This is a genomic window from Sulfurovum sp., assembly GCF_036568385.1.
Lineage (GTDB): Bacteria > Campylobacterota > Campylobacteria > Campylobacterales > Sulfurovaceae > Sulfurovum.
Map to the genome: position 1 here is coordinate 1 of NZ_DATCSP010000012.1, position 2,685 is coordinate 2,685.

Here is a 2,685-nt window from a genome sequence, read left to right on the forward strand (position 1 = left end):
AAAAAGCACCATTACGCTATAATCGCGGCAATATAATATCATGTAGGATAGCCCGATGAGCGAAACAACCGAAAAAAAAGCAACCTATGACCCAAAAGAAGTAGAAGACAGCTACTATAAATTATGGGAAGAGCGTGGATACTTTGAAATAGAGGGAAACAAGAACATCCAGGAGGAAGGCAAAGACGGCAAGGTAAAAACCTTCTCCATCATGATGCCTCCCCCGAATGTGACAGGGTCTTTACATATCGGACATGCACTTACTTTTACACTCCAGGACATCATCACCCGTTACAAACGTATGGATGGGTATAAAACACTCTGGCAGCCCGGTACTGACCATGCGGGTATCGCGACACAGAATGTCGTTGAAAAACAGCTTTTGGCAGAAGGAACCACCAAAGAAGAGATAGGCCGCGAGAAGTTTCTCGAGCGTGCCTGGATGCAAAAAGAGAACAGCGGCGGCAAGATCGTACATCAGATGAGAAAGCTGGGTGTTTCACCTGCATGGAAACGCGAACGTTTTACGATGGATGAAGGACTCAAGGAAGCCGTCAAAGAAGCCTTTGTCACACTCTATAACGAAGGGCATATCACACAGAACAACTACATGGTCAACTGGTGTACCCATGACGGCGCACTGTCCGACATCGAAGTCGAGCATGAAGAGGTCAATGGTAAGTTCTATACGATGGTCTATAAATTCGCTGATGGGTCCGGTGAGCTGCATGTCGCTACGACCAGACCTGAAACCTATTTCGGGGACACGGCGATCATGGTGCACCCTGACGATGCGCGTTATAAAGATATCGTAGGCAAAGAGGTACTGCTGCCGCTGACCGACAGAACGATCAAGGTCATCACGGACGAACATGTAGATATGGCGTTTGGAACCGGTGTGGTAAAGGTAACGCCTGCCCATGACCAGAATGACTACGCGGTAGGGAAAAGACATGACCTGGAATTCATCAAGGTCTTTGATGAAAAAGGGATCTTGAACGACTACTGTGGTGAGTTTGCTGGATTGGAGAGACTTGAAGCACGTCCTGTGATCGTAAAAGCACTGGAAGATGCGGGTCATATCGTAAAGATAGAAGAGCATGTACATCAGGTAGGACACTGCTACCGATGCAAGAACATTGTTGAGCCTTTCATTTCCCAACAGTGGTTCCTGAGTGAAAAAATAGCAGAAAACTCTATCAAAGAGACCAAAAAACATAACAACTTCCACCCTGCCCACTGGATCAACTCCTACACGGCATGGATGGATGAACTCCGTCCCTGGTGTATCTCGCGTCAGCTTTGGTGGGGACACCGTATCCCGGTCTTTACCTGTGACGACTGCGGCCACCAGTGGGCGGACAAAGCGGATGAGCCTGAAGCCTGTCCGAAATGCGGATCCAAACACATGACACAGGACCCTGATGTACTGGATACATGGTTCTCCTCTGCCTTGTGGGCCATGTCGCCATTGGGCTGGGGGAATAACGGGAAACTCACCGAACTCTACAATGAGACGGATATGAAAGATTTCTACCCTAACTCGCTGCTGATCACAGGATTTGATATTATGTTCTTCTGGGTAGCGAGAATGATGATGATGGGAGAGCACTTCACAGGCAAACTGCCGTTTAAAGATATCTACATGCATGCGCTGGTACGGGACGAACATGGCGCGAAGATGTCCAAATCCAAAGGGAACGTGATCGATCCGCTTGATATGGTGGAAGAACACTCTGCCGATATCATCCGTTTCACTTTGGCATTCCTTGCCGTTCAGGGACGTGATATCAAGCTCGGAGCCAAGAACCTGGAACAGTTCAGGAACTTCACCAACAAGCTCTATAATGCTTCTAACTTTTTACAGATGAATGTGGATACCTTTGCGGATCTAGATGAAACGAAGATTGTAACTCCACTAGGTCAATATATGAAATATAGGTTATCTCTCGCTGTAGAAGAAATAAGAGATGCATTAGATACATATAAATTTAATGAAGCAGCAACAATACTTTATAGGTTTGTTTGGAATGAGTTCTGTGACTGGGGAATCGAATACTCCAAAGCTTCCAAAGAGTCAATTCCTGAACTTGGAGCCATTTTTAAAGAAACACTAAAAATGATTTCTCCTTTTATGCCATTTATTGCTGATCATCTTTATCACAAACTTAGTGGTACTACCCTTGAAGAAGGTGAATCACTAATGATTAAGAAGTTTCCGCCAGAAGATATTACTAGAAACACTATTTATAATGACCTCTTTTCTCATATTGAAGAAGCAATTACAGCTATTAGAAGAGCAAAGGTCACTATTGATATGGGCAATAGTAAAATCACAAAAGCGTATATTAAATCTGAATTCATTGGCAATGATCCATCAAAATTATTTAGCATCCAAACGATTAAACCATTTATTCAAAAACTTGCAAAAGTTGAAGATGTTGAACTAGTTAATAGTAAGGTTGAAAATTCGGTTACTGATATTTCTGATAACCTTGAAGTCTATCTTCCGACAGGCGAGATAGACATGACACCTATCATCAGCAAGCTGACAAAACAGAAAGAAAAGCTTGAAAAAGAGATACAGAAACTCAGCGGTATGCTGAACAATGAGAAGTTCGTAGCGAACGCTCCGGCTGAAGTATTGGCCACGAACAAGCAGGCATTGGAAGATGCACAAAACAA

Annotated in this window: 1 protein-coding gene; it reads left to right on the forward strand. The window is 44.1% G+C overall.

Features of this window, described 5'->3' with window-relative positions:
• Positions 1-55: 55 nt before the first annotated feature.
• The coding region (locus tag VIM88_RS00935; protein WP_331861001.1) for a valine--tRNA ligase at positions 56-2,685 on the forward strand (2,630 nt) is incomplete at its 3' end.